Annotated in this window: 23 protein-coding genes; 8 read left to right on the forward strand and 15 right to left on the reverse strand. The window is 66.7% G+C overall.

The genetic code is table 11. The features are described 5' to 3' along the window. Window positions 1-128 precede the first annotated feature (128 nt). From ACQ450_RS12170 to ACQ450_RS12185, 4 genes are read right to left on the reverse strand one after another with little or no spacing between them, the layout of a single operon-like run. Complete coding sequence (locus tag ACQ450_RS12170; RefSeq protein WP_431469451.1) at window positions 129-674, reverse strand: LptA/OstA family protein; 546 nt, start codon at window positions 672-674, stop codon at window positions 129-131. Then, the gene (gene lptC, locus ACQ450_RS12175) at window positions 674-1,318 is read right to left on the reverse strand and encodes an LPS export ABC transporter periplasmic protein LptC (RefSeq protein ID WP_431469452.1); all 645 of its coding nucleotides are present in this window, start codon (window positions 1,316-1,318) and stop codon (window positions 674-676) included. Before lptC ends, ACQ450_RS12170 begins: the two co-directional genes overlap by 1 nt. A 29-nt stretch (window positions 1,319-1,347) precedes the next feature. Next, window positions 1,348-1,968 (reverse strand): ribonuclease D, encoded by a 621-nt coding sequence (locus tag ACQ450_RS12180; RefSeq protein WP_188053958.1) that lies wholly within the window; start codon window positions 1,966-1,968, stop codon window positions 1,348-1,350. Window positions 1,969-1,999: 31 nt separating this feature from the next. Then, complete coding sequence (locus ACQ450_RS12185; RefSeq protein WP_431469453.1) at window positions 2,000-2,827, reverse strand: TerC family protein; 828 nt, start codon at window positions 2,825-2,827, stop codon at window positions 2,000-2,002. Window positions 2,828-3,042: 215 nt separating this feature from the next. Between ACQ450_RS12185 and ACQ450_RS12190 the strand changes: the two genes are divergently transcribed. Further along, window positions 3,043-3,822, forward strand: a complete 780-nt coding sequence (locus ACQ450_RS12190) for a cold-shock protein (protein WP_188053960.1) — start codon at window positions 3,043-3,045, stop codon at window positions 3,820-3,822. An 80-nt stretch (window positions 3,823-3,902) separates the two neighbouring features. Here the strand turns inward: ACQ450_RS12190 and ACQ450_RS12195 are convergent, their stop codons facing one another. Continuing rightward, the gene (locus tag ACQ450_RS12195; protein ID WP_431469454.1) at window positions 3,903-4,349 is read right to left on the reverse strand and encodes a hypothetical protein; all 447 of its coding nucleotides are present in this window, start codon (window positions 4,347-4,349) and stop codon (window positions 3,903-3,905) included. A 40-nt stretch (window positions 4,350-4,389) separates the two neighbouring features. Next, window positions 4,390-5,988, reverse strand: coding sequence for a cisplatin damage response ATP-dependent DNA ligase (locus tag ACQ450_RS12200; protein WP_431469455.1), 1,599 nt, complete (start codon window positions 5,986-5,988; stop codon window positions 4,390-4,392). A 9-nt stretch (window positions 5,989-5,997) separates the two neighbouring features. Between ACQ450_RS12200 and ACQ450_RS12205 the strand changes: the two genes are divergently transcribed. Next, complete coding sequence (locus ACQ450_RS12205; RefSeq protein WP_431469456.1) at window positions 5,998-6,906, forward strand: metallophosphoesterase; 909 nt, start codon at window positions 5,998-6,000, stop codon at window positions 6,904-6,906. On the opposite strand, the gene ACQ450_RS12210 is transcribed toward ACQ450_RS12205, so the two are convergent. Both ACQ450_RS12210 and ACQ450_RS12215 read right to left on the reverse strand, forming a co-directional pair. Beyond that, window positions 6,885-7,403 carry a DUF6265 family protein gene (locus ACQ450_RS12210; RefSeq protein ID WP_431469457.1) on the reverse strand — a complete coding sequence of 173 codons (519 nt, stop codon included), beginning with the start codon at window positions 7,401-7,403 and terminating at the stop codon, window positions 6,885-6,887. The genes ACQ450_RS12205 and ACQ450_RS12210 overlap by 22 nt on opposite strands. An 81-nt stretch (window positions 7,404-7,484) precedes the next feature. Beyond that, window positions 7,485-7,658 carry a DUF1328 domain-containing protein gene (locus ACQ450_RS12215; protein ID WP_188053964.1) on the reverse strand — a complete coding sequence of 58 codons (174 nt, stop codon included), beginning with the start codon at window positions 7,656-7,658 and terminating at the stop codon, window positions 7,485-7,487. A 178-nt stretch (window positions 7,659-7,836) separates the two neighbouring features. Here ACQ450_RS12215 and ACQ450_RS12220 point away from each other — a divergent pair, with 178 nt between their 5' ends. Further along, on the forward strand, window positions 7,837-8,160 hold the full coding sequence (locus ACQ450_RS12220; RefSeq protein WP_188053965.1) for a hypothetical protein: 324 nt from the start codon (window positions 7,837-7,839) through the stop codon (window positions 8,158-8,160). 69 nt (window positions 8,161-8,229) lie between these two features. Here ACQ450_RS12220 and ACQ450_RS12225 read toward each other — a convergent pair whose 3' ends face one another. Next, window positions 8,230-8,724 (reverse strand): Dps family protein, encoded by a 495-nt coding sequence (locus tag ACQ450_RS12225; protein ID WP_431469458.1) that lies wholly within the window; start codon window positions 8,722-8,724, stop codon window positions 8,230-8,232. A gap of 115 nt (window positions 8,725-8,839) precedes the next feature. Next, on the reverse strand, window positions 8,840-9,403 hold the full coding sequence (locus ACQ450_RS12230; RefSeq protein ID WP_431469459.1) for a TMEM165/GDT1 family protein: 564 nt from the start codon (window positions 9,401-9,403) through the stop codon (window positions 8,840-8,842). Window positions 9,404-9,671: 268 nt separating this feature from the next. Between ACQ450_RS12230 and rpmG the strand changes: the two genes are divergently transcribed. Beyond that, on the forward strand, window positions 9,672-9,839 hold the full coding sequence (gene rpmG, locus ACQ450_RS12235) for a 50S ribosomal protein L33 (RefSeq protein WP_066808222.1): 168 nt from the start codon (window positions 9,672-9,674) through the stop codon (window positions 9,837-9,839). A 90-nt stretch (window positions 9,840-9,929) separates the two neighbouring features. On the opposite strand, the gene ACQ450_RS12240 is transcribed toward rpmG, so the two are convergent. Then, window positions 9,930-10,292: a response regulator gene (locus ACQ450_RS12240; protein WP_188056528.1), complete on the reverse strand. Its 363-nt coding sequence runs from the start codon at window positions 10,290-10,292 to the stop codon at window positions 9,930-9,932. A 37-nt stretch (window positions 10,293-10,329) separates the two neighbouring features. Between ACQ450_RS12240 and ACQ450_RS12245 the strand changes: the two genes are divergently transcribed. The 4 genes from ACQ450_RS12245 (at window position 10,330) to ACQ450_RS12260 (ending at window position 12,639) form a co-directional block, all read left to right on the forward strand. Beyond that, the gene (locus ACQ450_RS12245) at window positions 10,330-10,602 is read left to right on the forward strand and encodes a DUF3572 domain-containing protein (protein ID WP_188053968.1); all 273 of its coding nucleotides are present in this window, start codon (window positions 10,330-10,332) and stop codon (window positions 10,600-10,602) included. After that, window positions 10,599-11,225, forward strand: coding sequence for an HAD family hydrolase (locus ACQ450_RS12250; protein ID WP_431469460.1), 627 nt, complete (start codon window positions 10,599-10,601; stop codon window positions 11,223-11,225). The genes ACQ450_RS12245 and ACQ450_RS12250 overlap by 4 nt, the downstream gene beginning before the upstream one ends. A 32-nt stretch (window positions 11,226-11,257) precedes the next feature. Beyond that, window positions 11,258-11,725, forward strand: a complete 468-nt coding sequence (locus ACQ450_RS12255) for a RidA family protein (RefSeq protein WP_431469461.1) — start codon at window positions 11,258-11,260, stop codon at window positions 11,723-11,725. A 191-nt stretch (window positions 11,726-11,916) separates the two neighbouring features. Next, window positions 11,917-12,639 (forward strand): TorF family putative porin, encoded by a 723-nt coding sequence (locus ACQ450_RS12260; protein WP_188053971.1) that lies wholly within the window; start codon window positions 11,917-11,919, stop codon window positions 12,637-12,639. 309 nt (window positions 12,640-12,948) lie between these two features. Here ACQ450_RS12260 and ACQ450_RS12265 read toward each other — a convergent pair whose 3' ends face one another. The 4 genes from ACQ450_RS12265 to ACQ450_RS12280 are packed head-to-tail and all read right to left on the reverse strand — an operon-like array spanning window position 12,949 to window position 17,886. Next, entirely contained in the window at window positions 12,949-13,362 is a 414-nt protein-coding gene (locus tag ACQ450_RS12265) for a DUF3035 domain-containing protein (RefSeq protein WP_431469462.1), read from the reverse strand. Next, a complete protein-coding gene (gene lspA, locus ACQ450_RS12270; protein ID WP_188053973.1) occupies window positions 13,355-13,876 on the reverse strand; it encodes a signal peptidase II in 522 nt (173 codons plus the stop codon). Before lspA ends, ACQ450_RS12265 begins: the two co-directional genes overlap by 8 nt. Then, entirely contained in the window at window positions 13,873-16,902 is a 3,030-nt protein-coding gene (gene ileS / locus ACQ450_RS12275) for an isoleucine--tRNA ligase (protein WP_431469463.1), read from the reverse strand. The genes lspA and ileS overlap by 4 nt, the downstream gene beginning before the upstream one ends. Before the next feature lie 54 nt (window positions 16,903-16,956). Continuing rightward, a complete protein-coding gene (locus ACQ450_RS12280; RefSeq protein ID WP_431469464.1) occupies window positions 16,957-17,886 on the reverse strand; it encodes a bifunctional riboflavin kinase/FAD synthetase in 930 nt (309 codons plus the stop codon). Window positions 17,887-17,912: the final 26 nt, after the last annotated feature.

Below are 17,912 nucleotides of genomic sequence, written 5' to 3' on the forward strand. Positions count from 1 at the left end.
TCCGATCGCCGTCGCCCTCTCGGCTACGGCGATTGGCAGGGTTCATGCATGTCCCTGCGGGGACGAGTCCTGCATGACTAAGGCGCCCATGAAAAGGGGCCGTGCGGCGACTCGTCGGAAAAAGCCGCTTACTGGCTGTCGCGCTGCGGCACCGAAAAGCGCCCCGTCACGCGGCCGCCCTCGCGTTGCGTTCCGTCCTGGCGAGTCGATCCGCCTACGCCCGAGCCGTCGATCGTCGCCCGCCCCGTGTCCAGATTGATCGACAGCCGGCCACCCTGCACCGTGTTGCCGTTCTGGTTCAACGTGACCCCGCCGATTAGCGTGATGATGCGGCGGTCGAGATCATAAACGGCATATTGCGCGCGCGCGCTCTGATCGGGTCGACGGACGGTGACGCCGCCAGTGGCGTCGAGCCGTGACACCTGCGGCGAGCCCTGCGCGATCTCGCCGGTGTAGGAAACGACAAGTCGCGACGCAGTGAGCGTCATATTCGCCTGCTGGATGTTGACGTTGCCGGTCAGGATCGCGCGATTGGCGCGATCCTGCAGTTCGATATGCTGCGCGGCAAAATCGATCGGCGCGTTTGAGTCATGGCGAGTCTGTGCCTGGGCAGGGGCGGAAGTGCCGAGCGCCAGCGCAACGCCGAGCGGCAACAGGGAGCGGAGCCGAGTCATCACTGCCTATTTGCGCGCGCCGGCACAATCCGCAAGCGGGCATTGCCCTCAAGCGAGACAGTCCGGTTCTGGAGATCGGCAGTCATCTTGTTGCCGCTGAACGTTCCGAGGGGCGTGGTGCCCGTGACGGCGCCGCCGCTTTCCATGGTGCGTTCGCGCAGGTCCACGGTCGCATCATGGGTGGTGAGATTATAGCCGTCGCTCGTGCGGAAGCGCAGCGGCCCGTCGATCGCGACTTCCTCCTCCGCCATGTCGTAGCGGCCGCGATTGGCGACGAGCTGTGCCACGCCCTCTTCGAGCCGGATGCGCGCTGCTAGATCGCGCAGCTGCACGATCGGCTCCAGCGAGCTTTTCTGAATCGCCGAACCTGCCGTCAGCACAAAGGCGCGGCCGCGCGCATCCTGGCCACGGTACGTCGCGGATTCGATTCGGAGCCGCTCGCCGGCGACATCCACCTTGTTCTTGTCGAGCACGAAGCTCACGTCGCCGCCGACGGTGAGCGGCGCCATCACCAGAAAGGCGCCGAGCACGCCGATTCCGACCGGCAATGCGACGAGCGCCGTCTTGACCACGCGATCATGGCTGCTGCCGGGATGCGCCCATGCGCGCCGCTTGCGGCGTAGGCGGCGGGCTTCCCTAGACATGAAGCGTCCGTGCGAGGAAGCGGCGACTCTCAGACATGCGCAAAGATGTCGATATCCGGCCAGCCAGCGAGGTCCAGTTCGGCGCGGCTGGGCAGGAAGTCGAAACAGGCCTGGGCGAGGGGCATGCGTCCTTCACGCTCGAGCCGGCGGTCGAGTTCCGTCTTGAGCGCATGGAGATGGCGCACGTCGGACGCGGCATAGTCGCGCTGCGCGTCGCTGAGCTCGGGCCCGCCCCAGTCGGACGACTGCTGCACCTTCGACAGTTCCTGGCCGAGCAGCTCGCGCACGAGCTCTTTCAGGCCGTGACGATCGGTGTAGGTGCGCACGAGCCGCGACGCGGTCTTGGTGCAATATACCGGCGCCGCCATCACGCCGAGATAGAAGCGGATCGCGGCAAGATCGAACCGGGCATAATGATAGAGCTTGAGCCGTTCCGAATCGCTCAGCAACGCCCGCAGATTGGGCGCGTCGTACAGGCTGCGCGGACCGAAACGGACGAGATGCTCGTCGCCGCCGCCATCGGAAAGCTGCACCACGCACAGCCGGTCGCGAGGAGTGACGAGGCCCATCGTCTCGGTGTCGACCGCGATCGAGGCGCCGGGCGCGAACAGGCCCTCGGGAAGGTCTTCTTCGTGGAAATGAACTGCCATCCCGCGCGCATAGGCGGGATGGCTCCGCACCTCAATGGGGGGCGGACGGCGCTCCCTCGCCGCGCGCCGCCGCAGCAGCCGCTTCGTTGCGTTCCTTGCTCCGCCGCGACCAGATGTTGAGCATCTCGACTCCGGCCGAGAAGGCCATCGCCGCGTAGATATAGCCCTTGGGGATGTGCGCGCCGAAGCCCTCGGCGATCAGCACCATGCCGATCATCAGCAGGAAGCCGAGCGCCAGCATCACCACCGTGGGATTGGCGTTGATGAAATTGGCGAGCGGAGTCGCCGCGAGCAGCATCACCGTCACTGCCACGATCACCGCGACATACATGATCTCGACATGCTCGGTCATGCCGACGGCGGTGAGGATCGAATCGATCGAGAAGACGATATCGAGCAGCAGGATCTGGACGATCGCCGAGCCGAAGTTCATCGCCACCGCCTGCTTCTTGTCGAGCAGGTCGTCGCTCTGGTGGACGTCCACCGAATGGTGGATCTCCTTCGTCGCCTTCCACACCAGGAACAGGCCGCCGGCGATCAGGATCAGGTCGCGCCACGAGAACGCCGTTTCGAACGCCGGTTCGCCATGTTCGCCCAGCGGCCCGGTGATGCCGAGATCGAAGACCGGCGCCACCAGCCCGACGATCCAGGCGATCATCGTCAGCAGCGCAAGCCGCATCACCAGCGCCAGGCCGATGCCGATCTTCCGCGCCTTTTCGCGCTGATTCTCGGGAAGCTTGTTGGAAAGAATCGAGATGAAGATCAGGTTGTCGATGCCGAGCACGACCTCCATCACGATGAGTGTGACAAGCGCGGCCCATGCGGCCGGGCTGGCGAGCAGCTCGAGAATCCCTTCCATGATTCGCCTCTGCCGCGAGACTGCGCGTGGTGCAAGCGCCTGACGCAGCGGGGGCTTGCCTAAATCAAGTCGGAATTCGTTCGCGCCATGTCCGAAAATGGGCTATGGGGACTCCTAAGGCACTTTTGGATTCGGTGCTCGGAGACCTGCGTTTTTCGTCCGGCGCTTGGGTTTTTGTTGGTGCAAGGGACGAAACCGGGAAGACGAACAGGGCAATGAGTTTTGATCGAGGGCGCCGCGGGGATCGCGGCGGGCGCGGCAGGGACAAGCGCGACAGTTTCGGCGACGACGGCGGTTTCGGTGGTGGCTTCGGCGACCGTGGTGATCGCGGCGGCTTCGGAGGCGGCGATCGCTTCGGCGGCGGCGGTGGTGGCTTCGGCGATCGCGGCGGTTTCGGCGGCGGTGGCGGCGGCTTTCGTGGCGGCGGCGGCGGTTTCGGTGGCGGCGGCGGCGGTGGTCGCGGCATGCCGCCCCAAGTCGTCGGCGAAGCCACGGGCGTCGTCAAATTCTTCAATGGCCAGAAGGGCTTCGGCTTCATCGTTCGCGATGACGGCGGCGAGGACGTGTTTGTGCACATCTCGGCGGTCGAACAGGCGGGCCTTACCGGCCTTGCCGAAGGCCAGCCGCTCGGCTTCACGCTGGTCGACCGCGGTGGCCGCATCTCGGCGACCGATCTCAAGATCGACGGCGAACCGATGCCGGTCGAGGATCGCGGTCCTCCGCCCGGCGGCGGCTTCGGCGGCGCGCCCCGTGGCGGCCCCCAGCGGCAGCTGACCGGCGAGAAGGCGACCGGAACGGTCAAGTTCTTCAACGCGATGAAAGGCTTTGGTTTCATCCAGCGCGATGACGGCCAGCCCGATGCGTTCGTCCACATCAGCGCGGTCGAGCGTGCGGGCATGCCGACGCTCAACGAAGGCGACCGGCTCGAGTTCGAGCTCGAAGTGGATCGGCGCGGCAAATATGCCGCGGTGAACCTGCAGCCCAAGCAGGACTGAGCCGAACGGCGGTAATCGAGAAAGGGGCGGTTCTGCGAAGGAACCGCCCCTTTTTTGCATGGGCGCTCCCGAAAGTGGATTTAGCTCGGTGTTCGCCGCTCGATCAGCGTCACGATCAGGTGCGAGCACAGCGCGGAGGCGGTGGCGCTCGCGATCACGAGCAGTGCAAGCAGCGCGCCCGTCACTGCGCGATCGGCGATATAGTCTCCCAAGGGGCTGATGCCGAAGAGCCAACCCAGCAGCACGACGCTAGCGACACTTCCCCCCAAGGCGCCCGCAAGCGCCCAGCGCAGGCGCGAACCCCGCGAATCGCGCAGGCACCAGAGCGCCACCGGGCCGCCGACAACGAGCGCGGCCGGAACCGCCCACAGCAGGAACACGCCGAGCAGCCTCGGCAGCCCGACAAGCGAACCGCCGGTCAGCGCGAGCAGCAGCACGGCGATGAAGGGAGCCGCAGCGACCGGCCCCAGTCCCACGGCGGCGAGCAGGGGCAAGCGGCGGTAGCGATGATCGGCGGCTGGTCTCATCGTTTCGCAATAGCATCGCCGCCGCGCAGCGCGAGCGGCATCACGTCACCAGCCGGCGCAATCCTGCCAGCGTCTCCGCCTCGGCGGCCGGCTTGTCGGTGCGGATTCGCGCGATTCGTGGAAAGCGCATCGCCAGTCCCGACTTGTGCCGCTTCGATTCGTGGATCGAATCGAACGCCACCTCGAGCACAAGTGTCTTCTCGACCTCGCGCACGGGGCCGAACCGGTTCAGCGTGTGATTGCGCACGAATCGGTCGAGCCACTTCAGCTCCTCGTCGGTGAAGCCGAAATAGGCCTTGCCGACCGGCAGCAGCGCGCCCTCCTCACCCCAGGCGCCGAAGGTGTAGTCGGAGTAGAAGCTCGATCGCTTGCCGCTACCGCGCTGCGCATACATCAGCACACAGTCGGCGGTCAGCGGATCGCGCTTCCATTTGTACCACAGGCCCGCGCGACGACCCGCGACGTAAGGCGAGTCGCGGCGCTTGAGCATCACGCCCTCGATCGCAGCGCTGCGCGCGCCGGCGCGGATGTTCTCCAGCGCGGCGAAATCGGATGCTTCGATGAGTGCCGAGACGTCGAATCGCTCCGGATCGAGCGCCGTGGCGAATGCCTCCAGCCGCGCCCGCCGCGTGGTCCAGGGCTGCTCGCGCAGATCCTCCGCGCCGTCGAAGAGAATGTCGTAGAGGCGGACGAAAGCGGGAAATTCAGCGAGCGTCTTCGCCGGCACCGTCTTTCGCCCCAGCCGCTGCTGCAACGCGTTGAAGCTTGCCGCGCCGCCGCCTTCACCGAGAGTCGCGGCGCCCTGCGCCTCGCCCTTCACCAGCAGCTCGCCGTCGAGCACGCCGGGCGTCACGAAGGCCTGTGCGACCTCCGGGAAGCTGGCGGTGATATCGTCGCCAGCGCGGCTGTAGAGCCGGGTTTCGCCATCGACATGGACGAGCTGGACGCGAATGCCGTCCCATTTCCACTCGGCGGCATAGGCGTCGAGCGACAGCCTATCTTCTTCCAAGGGGTGTGCGAGCATGAACGGGCGGAACACCGGCAGGTGCTCGGCAGTCGGCTGCGCGCCGCGTCCCTCGGCCCAGTCGAACAGGGGCGCATAGGGTGGCGCGAGCCCATGCCACACTTCCTCGACGGCATCGACGTCGAGCCCGAAGGCCTGGGCGAGCGCGGTCTTGGCGAGCCGCGCCGAAACGCCGACTCGCAAGGCCCCGGTCGCGAGCTTCAGCAGCGCGAACCGCTCGTCGGCGTCGAGCCGGTCGAGCATCGCGGCGAGCACCGCCGGAGCTTCCGCACGGCCGAGCGAAGCCAGCCGCGTCACGGCTTCGCCGAGCGGCAGCGGCGTGCCGCTCCCGTCGCCGCGCACCGGCCCCGGCCACAGCAGGGCGACGGTCTCGGCCGTGTCCCCCACGAAATCCCGGCTGATCGCGAAAAGCACCGGATCGCAGCGTTCCGCGATCAGCGCACGGATCAGCGCGGGTTTGACCGCCGGCAGATCGAGCCCGCCGGTAAGCGCCGCCATCGCCCAGCCGCGATCTGGATCGGGCGTGGCTTTGAGATACTCGGCGATGTGCCGCAGCTTCGCATTGCGCGAGCGCGTGTAGATCAGGCTGTCGAGCAGGTCGGCGAAGGCACGCATCGCATTTAGATGGGCGCACCCCTCGGCTTTCGCTACGTCCGCTCCGCGCAGGGGGAGGGCGACAGTTCGATGGTGAAGCGAGTCACGCTTGGTGTGTTGCTCCTTGCCGGGTTCGGTGTGGCGGTTCTGCTTTTCGCTTTAACCGAGGCGCGCAGCGGTCCAGTGGTTCGCGAAGCGCGCATCGCCCTGCGCGACTGGCCCGAGGGCGCACCGCCGCTACGGCTGGTGCTCGTCTCCGACATTCATCTCGGCAGCCCGGCAATGGATGGCGCGCGGCTGGATCGGATCGTCACACAGATCAATGCGCTGGACCCGGATCTGGTGGTGATCGCCGGCGACTTCATCTTCGGGCACGAACCCGGCAGCGCAGCGATGCTGGGCGCCGGTCTGCCGGCGTCGCTGGCACGGCTGGATGCCCCGCTCGGCACGGTCGCCGCGCTGGGCAATCACGATCACTGGACCGGGGTTGCGGCGGTGCGCGAGCAGCTGGAACGCGCTGGGGTGGCCGTCGTGGAAAATGGCGCGATCCGCCGGGGACCGATCGTTCTCGGCGTAGTGGGGGACGATTTCACTCGGCACGATGATATTCCGGCGACGCTGGCGGCGATGGCGGAGTTCGAAGGTCCGCAGGTCGTGCTCAGTCACTCGCCTGACATCGCGCCCGAACTGCCGCCTGAGGTCGCGTTGGTGCTCGCCGGGCACACCCATTGCGGGCAGGTCGTGCCGCCGCTGATCGGGCCGCTGGTGAGCGTGTCGCGCTATGGCGAGCGCTATCGCTGCGGCGTGCGGCGCGAAGGCGACCGTTTGGTCGTCGTGACTGCCGGGCTCGGTACGAGCGGGCCGCCGCTGCGGATGGGTGCTCCGCCGGATCTGTGGCTGATTACGCTTGTGGGGGCTCAGTCGCGGGCCCGGCGATAACGGAACGGCGCCTCGAAGCTGGTTCCGTCCTCGCGCGCGATGCGCACCGTCACCACTAGGCCGTCTTCCCCCTCGCGGGCCAGGGTCAGGCCATCGAAATAGGCCGCATCCGGCTCGATCGCGACCAGCCGGAACTGCTCGGCCTCTCCGCTGGCATCCTCCCAACCCGTCAGGTCCGAATTGAAGTGACGCAGCCTGTAGACGAGCGAGCCGCCCTCGCTCGCGATTTGCAGCAGCTCGTAGAAACGGATGCCGCCTGTGCCGTCTTCCATCAGGAAATGGCCAGCGATCTGGCCGCCGCGCGGGCGCGAATAGACTTCGACGGCGGGCGCGCCGAGACCTTCTCCCACCCATTCGCCGGCGATCCAGGCGAGCGCGCCAATCTCGGCGGGCGGAGAAACACCGTCCGGAGGCATCGTTCGCGTCGCCTGCGCAAGTGCCGGGGAGCCCGCTACGATCGAAAACAGCAGCGCCGCCGCCCACCAGATCCGGATCATGCTTCCACTCCAATAAGGAAGCCTGATCTGTACCCCGGCGCGACGGCGGCGCAATTGCCGATCTTGCGCTATTGCGCGTGGTCAGGTCATTTTCTTGCCCGCGATCAGCCCGAGGATCAGGAAGATCACAAACAGCGCCAGCGCGATGAAGAACAGGATTTTCGCGATCTCGACGAATGCACCGCCGATGCCGCCGAAGCCGAGAACGGCGAGTACGAGACCGATCACGAGAAAGATGATTGCCCAACGAAGCATGTAGCGTCTCCCACCTGTGAGGTGGAAGAAGCGCATGGAGCAGCACGGGGTTCCGTCTCGCGCGCAGCGAGCTTTGCCGCTACAAGAGCCGGCGCGCGACTTTGGGCGCGGCAGCCGAGCGGCTCCGACGTGGCGTGTACCCTTGCCCGGAAGTTCCGGCACGACGAAAGGTCAGACGATGAAGCTCATGATTTCGGCGGCACTGCTGCTCGCCGCCACGATCTCACCCGCCGTGGCGCAGGATGCTCCGGCGAATGCGAACACCAGCCCGCCTGCGGCCGATACGCTGGCGCAGTTCACGCTCGACACGCCGGTCGAACAGATCGTCGCCGACGAGCGCGCGAAGGCAGTGCTCGACGCGAACATCCCCGGCGTTTCGACTCATGAATCCTACGACATGTTCAAATCCATGTCGCTCCGGCAGCTCCAGCCCTATTCCGGCGGCCAGATCACCGACGAGATGCTGGCGAAGACCGAGGCCGAGTTCGCGGCCATCAACTAAGCCGCCTTCGACGAAAACGGCCGGCCGGAGCGGGACTCCGGCCGGCCCGTGTCGGTTTGGGACAGCGTCTCAGCCTTTCCGGCCGGCCTCGAACAGGAACCAGGCGCGCTCCTCGGCCTGATCGGTCCATTCGTCGATCACGGCGCTCGTGGCATTGTCCTTCGCCTCGTCGGCGATGTCCTTCGCCTCGCGCAGCGCCTCGACCAGCTTCAGATTGTCGTCGCGCAGCTCGGCGAGCATGTCGCCTGCGGTGACGAAATCCTTGTCATTGTCCTTGATCGTCTGACGGCGCGCGATGTCGCCGATCGAGCGGAGCGTGGTGTTGCCCGTCTTGCGCACGCGCTCGGCGATCTGATCGGTGGTTCCCAGGATCTGCGCCGCCTGCTCGTCGAGCATCAGGTGATAGTCGCGGAAGTGCGGGCCGGAGACGTGCCAGTGGAAGTTCTTCGTCTTCAGATACAGCGTATAGCTGTCGGCGAGGATGCCGTTCAGCGCCTCCGCGACGGTCTTGGTGGCGTTGCTGCTGAGATCGGTGGGGGTTTTCAGCGCGGGATTGTCGGCCATCGGGTCCTCCTGAAAAAAACGTGAATTCGATTCGTTCAGGCAACGAACCTCTACGCATTTCGCTCCGACGCGGTACACGGGATTCTCCCGATCACGGCAATCGACTGCACCGCGCTCAAAGGAGCCGCAGCGCACCCAGGCCGACGATGGCCCCTGCTACCAGGAAGAGCAGCCCGGTTAGCACACGGAAGCCGCGGAAGGATATTCGTCGCCACGCGCGCTCGCCCAGTGCAGCCGCGACGAACGCCACGGCGAGTGCTCCGAATGCGGCACCGACAGCGGCGAACCAGGGCATGCTCCGCGCCCCGATCGCGAAGGTGAGGAATTGCGTCCGTTCGCCGAACGCGAGGATGAAGATGCCGAGGAGCGGGACCAGCAGCGGACCGAGTCGCCACGTGTCGAGCCGCTCGGGCGCGCGCTCCGGAACCAGCGCGAACAGGCCGCCGTAGAGCAGCGCCACTGCAAGCAGCAGCGCGCGCGCCTCGGGCGTGAGCATGGGCGCGATCCACAGCGCGCCAAGCGCAGCGAGCGCATTGCCTGCCGCGTGCCCGAGACCCGCCGCAAGCGCGACCAAAAGCGGTCGCCCGAATCGGTCGGCGAGAATCGCAGTGAGCCAGGCAGGGCGATCGCCGAGCTGAGTCAGCACGGCTACGAGGAACGCGGGGACCAACGCTTCCATCTGCCGTCAGCCTGCCGATCGCGGCGGCCGCGCCACCTGGAAGGGGAAGCGGCCGAAGCGGCCATGCACGAAGGAAAGGGCCCGATGCACTGCTGCCATGCCACTCCCTCTGATAGCGCCTCGCGCAGCGTGCGCGAACAGGGTTAACGCCTCGTGAAGCGCGCGGAGCCTTGACTTTCGTCCGCAGCTGTCGCATCCGCCCGCGTCTGTCAGCGGCCGCCCGAAGGCGCGCCGCCTTTTTCGTTTCAGTATTCGAGGGTTTCGGGTCATGGCCAAGCCGACCACTGTCAAGATCAAGCTCGTCAGCTCGGCGGACACGGGCTTCTTCTACGTCACCAAGAAGAATCCGCGCACTCAGACCGAGAAGCTCAGCTTCCGCAAATATGATCCCGTCGTGCGCAAGCACGTCGAGTTCAAGGAAGCCAAGATCAAGTAAGCCGGGCGCGGCGCATCCGCTTGCACAGCGCCGCCGTGGATCCTTGGTCCAGGGCGGCGTTCGCACGCCCGCGATTCGTCCGGACGAGGCTCAGGCGAGCGCGCGCACTTCCTCGATGAAGCGCGCCAGCGAAATCGGCTTCGAGACATAGGCGTCCGCGCCTGCCGCGCGAATCCGCTCCTCGTCCTCACGGCCGGCATAGGCAGTCACTGCCATCACAGGAATCGTCTTCAGCTTCGCGTCCCGCTTCATCTGCTGGATCAGCTCAAGCCCGCTGACATGCGGCATCTGGATGTCCATGACGACCAGATCGGGCTGAAACTCACGGGCTCGAGCCACGGCCTCACGCCCGTCGCGCACCGGCTCCGCGGCGAAGTCGTGCGCGCGCAGCAGATCACAGAACAGCTTCAGATTGAGTTCGTTGTCCTCGACAACGAGCACTCGTTTTGCCACGCGCTCACCCATGAAGTTCGGGATACCGCTCTAGGCCATGGCCGCGACGCTGACAAATGAGACGGCGGTTGCGCTGGCGCTCGGTGCGCTCGGCTGGACCGTGACCGAGCCGGCGCGCGCGCAGCGGCTGCTCGCTGTCACTGGCCTGGAGCCATCGGATCTGCGCGCGCGCGCGAGCGAGCCGGAGGTGCTTGCCGCCGTGCTCGCCTTTCTTGAGGCGCACGAACCCGATTTGATCGCCTGTGCCGAAGCGATCGAAACCGTGCCTGCGAATCTGGTCGCCGCACGGAGGCTCCTGGAGAGATCATGAAACCGCTGCTGATCTGCGACTGCGACGAAGTGCTGCTACATATGGTGCGCCATTTCGGCAGCTGGCTCGACGAAGCGCATGCGATCGACTTTTCGATGGCGGGCGGCGATTTCGCCAGTTCGATGCGTCGTCGCGCTGACGGCAGCACGCTGGCGCCCGAGGAGATGCGCACGATGCTCGATGGGTTCTTCCCGGACGAAATGGCGCGACAGACGCTGGTGCCGCATGCGCGCGAAGCCCTGGCGGCGCTCGCCGAAACCGCGGAGATCGTGATCCTCACCAATCTGCGCGACCATTGCCGCGAACATCGAGTCGCGCAGCTCTCCACGCATGGCATCGCGCATCGAGTCGATTGCAATCAGGGAGGTAAGGGCGCGCCCGTCGCGGCGCTGGTGGCGGAGTTCGCGCCGCCGGTGACGGTGTTCGTCGACGATCTGGCGGTCCATCATGCCTCTGTCGCACAGCATGCGCCCGAGGTGTATCGGCTGCACATGGTCGCCGAGCCCGATCTCGCGCGACACGTTCCGGCGGCGGCGGATGCCCATGCCCGGATCGACGACTGGCGCGAGGCGCGCGACTGGATCTCCGATCGCTTCGCGCAAGGGGTGCCCGCCGGGGCTTGACCCGCCCGGCACCGCCATGGTTCAGCAGGATCATGACCGCCGCCATTCACGCGAAGCTGGCCGAGCTCGGCCTCCAACTCCCCGAAGCGGCGGCGCCCGTCGCTGCCTATGTTCCCGCCGTCGAGGCCGGAGGGCTGCTGCATATTTCCGGGCAGCTGCCGTTTCGCGACGGCGCGCTGATGACGGGCCGGCTCGGCGAGGATCGCGACCTCGAGTTCGGGCGCCAGGCGGCCGAGCGGTGCGCGCTGATGCTCGTCGCGCAGATGCAGAAGGCGCTGGGCGATCTTGGTAAGGTCGAGCGGATCGTGAAGCTCGGCGTCTTTGTGAACAGCGCGGGCGCGTTCACCGATCAGCCGAAGGTCGCCAACGGCGCGTCAGAGCTGATGCAGGCGCTGTTCGGCGAAGCCGGGCGCCACGCGCGCAGCGCAGTCGGCGTGCCGATACTGCCGCTGGGCGCCGCGGTCGAAGTCGATGCGATCGTGGCAGTGCGCCAGAGCTGAGGCCCCTGTCTGTTGCTGCAGTGCAACAGGTCGCGACAATCCCGAGTCCATCGCGGCGAAGGAAGTTGTGCGCCGCGGCGTTATTCGGCAATCTTATGTCGTCAGCCGAATACTCGCGCCTGCAGAAATGGCGGAGATGCGAGACGCGGCGGCCGCAGGTGGAATGGGCAATCGTCAAGGAAAGGGTTACGATGCGCTATTCTCACCTCACATTCGCTGCACTGATGCTGGCCGGCGCGACTCCGGCCTTCGCTCAGGACGTCACGGATCCGGCCCCGCCGATCACCATTTCGGGCGGCGCGGCGGTCGTCAGCGATTATCGCTTCCGCGGCTTCAGCCAGTCGAATGAGGAAGCGGCGATCCAGGGTTCGATCGGTATCGAGCATGAAAGCGGCTTCTATCTCGGCACCTGGGGCTCGAGCATCGGCTTCGCCAACGGAACCGAAATCGATTTCTTCGGCGGCTATGCGACCGAAGTCGCGCCCGGCATCGGCTTCGACATCGGCGCGACCTATTACGCCTATCCGGGCGGCGGCGCCGATGTGGACATCATCGAGCCCTATGTCGCGCTGACCGGCGAACTCGGCCCGGTGTCGACCAAGCTCGGCCTCGCCTATGCGCCCGCTCAGGAATCGCTGGGCGACGAGAGCAGCGTCTATATCTACACCGATCTCGGCACGGCGCTTCCGGGCACTCCGATCGCGCTGAGCGCGCATCTCGGCTATGCTGAAAGCGACAGCTTCCTGGGCGGACCGGATGGCGACGTGTTCGATTATTCGATCGGCGCTTCAGTGACCTATTCGGCGCTGACGCTGGGTGTCGCCTATGTGAACACCGATGTCGACGAAAGCCTCGGCAAGGAAGCACTCGGCGCCGACGGCGGCGTCGTCTTCAGCCTCAGCGCCAGCTTCTGAGCCGCGCGCGCGGGCGGGAAGGGGGAGCCCGTTCCCGCGCGCCGCCTCGGAAGGCCGAGGCGTCTGCTGCCTTTAGAGGAATGGGGCTGAGCCGCGCTTTTCCGCGCGGCGGCCAATTCCAGCCGACTCCACTCGCGTATCGTGGAAAGGGAGCCAGGCCGCGCGACTTGTGCGGGACGGCGTGCAGCGGCGCTTCGGCGCGGCGGTCGGGAGAAGCGTGGCGAAGCGCGTCTTTCCGGCCGCCGCCGTTGCAAGAAAGCGCCGTAAGGTCCGGAGCCGGCGGTGGCCGGCCCGACATTCCAGTTCGGACTAGTTCGGAGTGCTGGCGCTCGCGTCCTGACCATCGCCCTCGGGGGCGGCGACGATGTCGCGCGTCGTGCTGCCCTTGTCCAACACCTCGGTTTCCGCGCTGCCCACTTCGGAGCGGACGCCCGGCTGAGATACGTCGCGGCCCGCGGCCTGAAGCGCGGCCTGTTCCGCAGCGCTGCGCGGGGCCGATCCACCGAACATCGCATCGAGCGCCTGATCCGAGGCGGCGGCCGTCTGCGGACGCGGCGCGCCCGGCTGCGGCGGAACCAGCGAATAATCGGGCGGGATCACCAGCGGCGCCTGGCGCGCCACGGCGAATTCATCGGGCCGGTCGCGATTCAGCCCGGTAGCGCCACAGCCGGCGAGAAGGCCCGCGGCGGCAAGCGATGCGGCGATCGGCAGGAACTTACGCATTGACGTTCTTCTCCACTTGGGGCCGCGGCTCGCGGGGCTGGTCGCGCACGAACAGCGCGCGCGCCAGCAGGATCACGACGCCGATGGTAATCGCGGCGTCGGCGACATTGAAGACCAAAAAGGGGCGCCACTCGCCGATATGGAAATCGGCGAAGTCGACGACGAAACCGAGCCGCGAGCGATCGAGGATATTGCCCAGCGCACCGCCGAGCACCAGCCCGAGCGCCAGGATGTCGCCCAGCTTGCGCTCGCGCCACATCCAGACGGCGACGCCGGCGGCGATCGCGGCGGTGAGCGCCACCAGCGCCCAGCGCATCGTATCGCTGCTCGCCTCGAGAAAGCCGAGCGAGACGCCGCGATTCTCGACATAGCGCAGGTCGAAAAAGGGCAGCAGCTCCATCTCCGCGCCGGGATAATAGAGGTTCAGCCCCGACGTGACCCAGATCTTCGTCCCCTGGTCCACCAGGAACACCAGCAGGGCCACCATCAGGCCGATCGAGCGGTTCATCGTCATTCGGCAATCACCTCGGCACAGCGGTGGCACAGCGCACCGTCTTCGGCAACGTCGGGCAGGTGCCGCCAGCACCGGCCGCATTTGTCCCACTCGGTGCGCGAAACGGTCACCGCGTCGCTATCGCCCTTCGATACCGACGCCACGATGAACAGCTCGGCGAGCTGGTCGGCCGGCAGCGGCAGATCGGGGACGGTGACGTCGGCTTCCAGGCTGGACCGGATCGTCTTCTCGCGGCGCAGCGGCTCGATCGCTTCGGTGACTCGCTCGCGCAGGATGCGCACCGCCTGCCAATCGGCAGTCAGCGAATCGCCCGTAAGATCGGGCAGCTCCGGCCATTCGAGGAAATGCACCGAGCCGTCTTCGCTGGGGAAACGCGCCTGCCACACTTCCTCCGCCGTGAACGACAGGATCGGCGCGGCATAGCGCACCAGCGCGTGGAACAGGGTGTCCAACACGGTGCGGTATGCCCGCCGCTTGGGATCGTCCGCAGCGTCGCAATAGAGCGAATCCTTGCGGATATCGAAGAAGAAGGCCGACAGGTCCTCGTTCGCAAAATCGATCAGCGCGCGGCTGTAGCGATCGAACTCATAATCGTTCGCCGCCTTGCGCAGCGTCTCGTCGAGCTCGGCGAGCAAGTGGAGGACGTAGCGCTCGAGCTCGGGCATGTCGGCGACCGCCACCTTTTCGGCGTCGCTGAATCCGTCGAGCGCACCGAGCATGTAGCGATAGGTGTTGCGCAGCTTGCGATAGGCGTCGCCGGTGCCCGAGAGCACTTCCTTGCCGATGCGCACATCCTCGGAATAATCGGTCTGCGCGACCCACAGGCGCAGGATGTCCGCGCCGCTTTCGCCGATGATCTTGAGCGGATCGACGACGTTGCCGAGGCTCTTGGACATTTTCCGGCCGTTGCCGTCGAGCGCGAAGCCGTGGGTGAGCACGGCGTCATAGGGCGCGCGGCCGCGGGTGCCCGCCGATTCGAGCAGCGACGACTGGAACCAGCCGCGATGCTGGTCGGACCCCTCGAGATAGAGGTTGGCGCGCACGCCCGCGCCATAGCGCTGCTCGATGACGAAGCTGTGCGTCGATCCGCTGTCGAACCACACGTCGAGGATGTCGGTGACGACCTCGAAATCCTCGAGCCGGTAGTCTGGCCCGAGCAACGCCTGATGATCCGCCCGGAACCACGCGTCCGCTCCGCCCTCGCGGAAGGCGGCGAGGATGCGTTCGTTGACCGCCGGATCGCGCAGATAGTCGCCGGTGGCGCGATCGACGTAGAGCGTGATCGGCACGCCCCAGGCGCGCTGACGGCTGATCACCCAGTCGGGGCGACCCGCGACCATCGATCGAATGCGGTTCTCCGCGCGCGCGGGCACCCAGCGGGTGCGCTCGATCGCGTCGAGCGCGATCTGGCGTAGGGTGGCATCATTCCCCCTCCCGCTTGCGGGAGGGGCTAGGGGTGGGCTCCCGGCCTCCGCAGGCGCCTCGTCCGTGGTGAGCGCGTGCCCACCCCCGGCCCCTCCCGCAAGCGGTAGGGGAGAGGCGCGGTCCATCGGGATGAACCACTGCGGCGTTGCGCGGAAGATGATTTTCGCCTTCGAACGCCAGCTATGCGGATAGCTGTGGGTGAAATCGTCGCTGGCCGACAGCAGCGCGCCCGCTTCGCGCAGGTCGTTGCAGATCGGGCCGTCGCTGGCGACGAACTTCTTGTTGATCACGCTGCCCTGGCCGCCGAGCCACGCCCAGTCGTCGCGATACTTGCCGTCGCCTTCGACCGCGAACACCGGGTCGATGCCGTTCGCCTTGCACAGCAGGAAATCGTCCTCGCCATGATCGGGCGCCATATGGACGAGGCCGGTGCCCGCGTCAGTCGTGACGAAATGTGAGCCGTCAAGGAACGGGCGCGGCTTGGCGAAGAAGGCGAGCGCCTTCTCATCCACAGTGTCGCCCCGGACCTGATCCGGGGCAGGGCTGCCTTCTCCATGCTCGGAAGAAGAAGCCCGACCCCGGCTTTCGCCGGGGTGACGAAGGAAGTTGTAGATCGGGTGGCGGGCCTTGGCGCCGGCGAGATCGCTGCCTTTGACTGTCCCCTGCACGTGGAAAGTGCGATTGATTCGCTCTTCAAAGGCGGCGATCAACGATGTTGCCACCACGTACAAGCCGCGTTCCTTAATGAGCGGCATCGGCTGTCCGGGCTCCATAAAGCCCGCTTCACCCTCGAATACCTTGCCGATCGAATACTCAATCTCCGCCCCGTACGCGAGCGCCTGGTTCACCGGGATCGTCCACGGCGTCGTCGTCCAGATCACCGCATGCGCGCCGACCAGTTCCGGCGCGTTCGGCGCCTCGGTGATTTCGAACGCCACGTCGATCTGGGTCGAGACAATGTCCTCATATTCGACCTCGGCCTCGGCGAGCGCGGTCTTTTCGACCGGCGACCACATCACCGGCTTGGCGCCGCGATAGAGCTGGCCCGACTCCGCGAACTTCAGCAGCTCGCCGGCGATGATTGCCTCGCTCTCGAAATTCATCGTGAGATAGGGGTCGTCCCAGTCACCCATCACGCCCAGCCGCTCGAACTGCGCGCGCTGCACGCCCACCCATTTGGCGGCATAGTCGCGGCATTCCTGGCGGAATTCGGCGGGGGGAACCTCGTCCTTGTTGCGCTTCTTCGCGCGATAGGCTTCCTCGATCTTCCATTCGATCGGCAGGCCGTGGCAGTCCCAGCCCGGCACATAGGGCGCGTCCTTGCCCATCAGGCTCTGGCTGCGGGTGACGATGTCCTTCAGGATCTTGTTGAGCGCATGGCCCATGTGGATGTCGCCATTGGCATAGGGCGGACCATCGTGCAGCAGGAAGCGCTCGCGCCCGGCGCGCTGCTCGCGCAGCCGATCGTACACGCCGATTCGCGCCCAGCGCTCGAGGATGCCGGGTTCCTTGGCGGCAAGCCCGGCCTTCATCGGGAAATCGGTCTTCGGCAGGAAGACGGTGTCGCGCCAGTCGCGCTTGGTGTCGGATGCGTCAGTCATGGGTGCGCGCCGATTAAAGGATGCGCGCGCGCTTTCAAAGCGGATGTTGCCCGATCAGCCCGCCGCCAGCCGACGGCGAGCCTCGGCGGCATCGGCTTCGATCTGGTCGCGCAGCGCGTCCATCGTCTCGAACTTCGCCTCCGGGCGCAGATAGTCGATCAGCGCCACTTCGATCGTCTGGCCGTAGAGATCGCCCGAGAAATCGAAGAAATGCGGTTCGAGCAGCTCGATCGGCGGCTCGATGCTCGGCCGGATGCCGAGGTTCGCCACGCCGTCGAGCACGCGTCCGTCGGCTAGCCGACCGCGCACGGCGTAGATGCCATAGGCGGGACGCAGATAGTTGCCGAGCACGAGGTTCGCGGTCGGCCAGCCGAGCTCGCGCCCCAGCTTCGCACCGGGCTGCACCGTCGCTTCGATCGCGAAGGGGCGCGTCAGCAGCGCCGCCGCCTCGCGCGGATGCCCCTGGCGCAGCAGCGTGCGGATGCGGCTCGACGAGACCGGCTCGCCGTCTTGGAGCACCGGCGCGACTGTTTCGACGGTGAAGCCGAGTTCCGCGCCGAGCGCCTCGAGCACGCCGACATTGCCGTCGCGCCCCTTGCCGAAAGTGAAATCGCTGCCGGTGACGACTCCGGCCGCGCCGACCGAATCGACCAGCCGCCGGCGCGCGAACTCGGCGGCGGACAGCCCGGCGAGCGCGGCATCGAAACGGAACACCAGCATCGCATCGGCGCCCGCCGCCGCGAACAGCCGCTCGCGCTGATCGAGACTGGTGAGGCGGAAGGGGGGGACGTCCGGCCGGAAGAAGCGCACCGGGTGCGGATCGAAGGTGGCGACGATCGCAGGACGGCCGGCCGCCTTCGCCTGCGCGATCGCGCGGCCCGCGACAGCCTGATGCCCGAGGTGAAATCCGTCGAAATTGCCCAGCGCGACGATTCCGCCGCGAAGCCGGGCCGGAACCGCCGAGCCGCCGTCCAGCCGCTCCATGGCAGCGGCTATAGCTGGCGCGTGGC

Source organism: Sphingosinithalassobacter sp. LHW66-3 (assembly GCF_050703275.1).
Lineage (GTDB): Bacteria > Pseudomonadota > Alphaproteobacteria > Sphingomonadales > Sphingomonadaceae > Sphingomonas.

Coding starts and splice junctions, on each gene's coding strand:
- ACQ450_RS12170 (WP_431469451.1), bottom strand. CDS start 674: ATGACTCGGCTCCGCTCCCTGTTGCCGCTCGGCGTTGCGCTGGCGCTC.
- lptC (WP_431469452.1), bottom strand. CDS start 1,318: ATGTCTAGGGAAGCCCGCCGCCTACGCCGCAAGCGGCGCGCATGGGCG.
- ACQ450_RS12180 (WP_188053958.1), bottom strand. CDS start 1,968: ATGGCAGTTCATTTCCACGAAGAAGACCTTCCCGAGGGCCTGTTCGCG.
- ACQ450_RS12185 (WP_431469453.1), bottom strand. CDS start 2,827: ATGGAAGGGATTCTCGAGCTGCTCGCCAGCCCGGCCGCATGGGCCGCG.
- ACQ450_RS12190 (WP_188053960.1), top strand. CDS start 3,043: ATGAGTTTTGATCGAGGGCGCCGCGGGGATCGCGGCGGGCGCGGCAGG.
- ACQ450_RS12195 (WP_431469454.1), bottom strand. CDS start 4,349: ATGAGACCAGCCGCCGATCATCGCTACCGCCGCTTGCCCCTGCTCGCC.
- ACQ450_RS12200 (WP_431469455.1), bottom strand. CDS start 5,988: ATGCGTGCCTTCGCCGACCTGCTCGACAGCCTGATCTACACGCGCTCG.
- ACQ450_RS12205 (WP_431469456.1), top strand. CDS start 5,998: ATGGGCGCACCCCTCGGCTTTCGCTACGTCCGCTCCGCGCAGGGGGAG.
- ACQ450_RS12210 (WP_431469457.1), bottom strand. CDS start 7,403: ATGATCCGGATCTGGTGGGCGGCGGCGCTGCTGTTTTCGATCGTAGCG.
- ACQ450_RS12215 (WP_188053964.1), bottom strand. CDS start 7,658: ATGCTTCGTTGGGCAATCATCTTTCTCGTGATCGGTCTCGTACTCGCC.
- ACQ450_RS12220 (WP_188053965.1), top strand. CDS start 7,837: ATGAAGCTCATGATTTCGGCGGCACTGCTGCTCGCCGCCACGATCTCA.
- ACQ450_RS12225 (WP_431469458.1), bottom strand. CDS start 8,724: ATGGCCGACAATCCCGCGCTGAAAACCCCCACCGATCTCAGCAGCAAC.
- ACQ450_RS12230 (WP_431469459.1), bottom strand. CDS start 9,403: ATGGAAGCGTTGGTCCCCGCGTTCCTCGTAGCCGTGCTGACTCAGCTC.
- rpmG (WP_066808222.1), top strand. CDS start 9,672: ATGGCCAAGCCGACCACTGTCAAGATCAAGCTCGTCAGCTCGGCGGAC.
- ACQ450_RS12245 (WP_188053968.1), top strand. CDS start 10,330: ATGGCCGCGACGCTGACAAATGAGACGGCGGTTGCGCTGGCGCTCGGT.
- ACQ450_RS12250 (WP_431469460.1), top strand. CDS start 10,599: ATGAAACCGCTGCTGATCTGCGACTGCGACGAAGTGCTGCTACATATG.
- ACQ450_RS12255 (WP_431469461.1), top strand. CDS start 11,258: ATGACCGCCGCCATTCACGCGAAGCTGGCCGAGCTCGGCCTCCAACTC.
- ACQ450_RS12260 (WP_188053971.1), top strand. CDS start 11,917: ATGCGCTATTCTCACCTCACATTCGCTGCACTGATGCTGGCCGGCGCG.
- ACQ450_RS12265 (WP_431469462.1), bottom strand. CDS start 13,362: ATGCGTAAGTTCCTGCCGATCGCCGCATCGCTTGCCGCCGCGGGCCTT.
- lspA (WP_188053973.1), bottom strand. CDS start 13,876: ATGACGATGAACCGCTCGATCGGCCTGATGGTGGCCCTGCTGGTGTTC.
- ileS (WP_431469463.1), bottom strand. CDS start 16,902: ATGACTGACGCATCCGACACCAAGCGCGACTGGCGCGACACCGTCTTC.
- ACQ450_RS12280 (WP_431469464.1), bottom strand. CDS start 17,886: ATGGAGCGGCTGGACGGCGGCTCGGCGGTTCCGGCCCGGCTTCGCGGC.